Source organism: Oleiphilus sp. HI0117 (assembly GCF_001635235.1).
This window is the reverse complement of the sequence record NZ_LWGA01000035.1, coordinates 1-1,267: the sequence shown is the minus strand read 5'-3', so window position 1 is coordinate 1,267 and position 1,267 is coordinate 1. Positions and strand designations below refer to the sequence as shown.

Sequence of the window (1,267 nt, the reverse complement as noted above, 5' to 3'; positions counted from 1 at the left end):
CTTATTCATTGAAATCGCTTTCGATAAATTTGGCTTGTAGTACAAATCACCTGAATCTTGCGTAAGTAAGCTTATCTTAAGTGCTTTACCGTGCGCTCGAAGTTCACGGACGAGCGTAATCGCGGAATGCCCAGAACCAATAATGATAATATGCTTCATGGCTGCCACCTATTCGACAAGATAGAAATCAGATTTTGAAGCCGAACATTCCGGGCAGGTCCAGTCGTCCGGAATATCTTCGAAGCGTGTACCCGGCGCGATACCCTCTTCGGGCATCCCTAATGCTTCGTCATAAATCATGTCGCAAGTGATACAACAATACTTTCTATAATTCTCTGTGCTCATGATCGCTCCTCAATTAATCTTTCAGCTCTTCGAAATCTGGCTTTTCTCTCACAAAGCAGTCAGGGCAAGGAAAGTCATCCGGAATATCTTTCCATAGCGTTCCTGCAGGATAGCCTTCGTGCTCAGCGCCTTTGCTTTCGTCATAAATGTAGCCACAATCTGGGCATTCATATTGAGCCATGTCTTTGCTCCTTTATTAAGTTTTGATATGTCGTTGTATTAAATAATCATCGAGTAGGCCAAAACGCATATCGCGCTCGCTGCAAACACACCATGCAGGCACTGCAAGATCAAAGGTTTCGACCTACCTTTGAGTACTTTTCTGAACAGTTGATACGAACCAATGACCACACCTAGAGTGAGCACAAGTCCTACCCAGTTCCATGAGTTGGTAGTATCTGCTGAATGCGCATCATACAGACCCAGTATCAGCAGAACCGAAGCACCTGAGGCGGCTAATCCATGAACAGTGATCATCCACTTTCTTATGGCTCGTTTTTGTATTCTGTTTTTAAGCAGGAATGAGCCAAACCCTGCGACTCCGATCAGAGCCAATAAAGAAAGTACAAGCATGGACGCACCTAAACCCGTTCAGTAATTGTGTTCTAATCCCGTTAGACTTAGCCTGCCTAGGCAGCCTTCTCTACTTCAGGGTGATGGTGACGAGAGAAGATCTCGTCGCGCTTAGTGGGCTCGATATTTACCTTGTCCATATCTCCACCAGCCCATTTCACAACCTTCGGATCCATTACCGAAAACCAAACCGGTGGAATCATCGCTAATACGAACATCCATGGGTATCCGGCAGGAAGAGAAGGTACACCATGATAATCACGGAGAACTTGGTAAGCGCGAGTCGGATGCGCGTGGTGGTCAGAGTGACGTTGTAAGTGCAGGAGAATCAGATTGGAAATTTTCTGAT

General features: G+C 45.7%; 3 protein-coding genes and 1 pseudogene. All 4 read right to left on the bottom strand.

Translation table 11 applies throughout. The annotated features are described in order from the left end of the window. Window positions 1-168 precede the first annotated feature (168 nt). Window positions 169-345: a rubredoxin gene (locus A3757_RS00725; RefSeq protein ID WP_068507132.1), complete on the bottom strand. Its 177-nt coding sequence runs from the start codon at window positions 343-345 to the stop codon at window positions 169-171. A 13-nt stretch (window positions 346-358) separates the two neighbouring features. After that, window positions 359-526 (bottom strand): rubredoxin, encoded by a 168-nt coding sequence (locus A3757_RS00720; RefSeq protein ID WP_068507129.1) that lies wholly within the window; start codon window positions 524-526, stop codon window positions 359-361. Window positions 527-564: 38 nt separating this feature from the next. Further along, window positions 565-918 carry a hypothetical protein gene (locus tag A3757_RS00715; protein ID WP_068507124.1) on the bottom strand — a complete coding sequence of 118 codons (354 nt, stop codon included), beginning with the start codon at window positions 916-918 and terminating at the stop codon, window positions 565-567. Window positions 919-974: 56 nt separating this feature from the next. Beyond that, a pseudogene (locus tag A3757_RS26015) lies at window positions 975-1,267 on the bottom strand (alkane 1-monooxygenase); the annotation flags it as partial.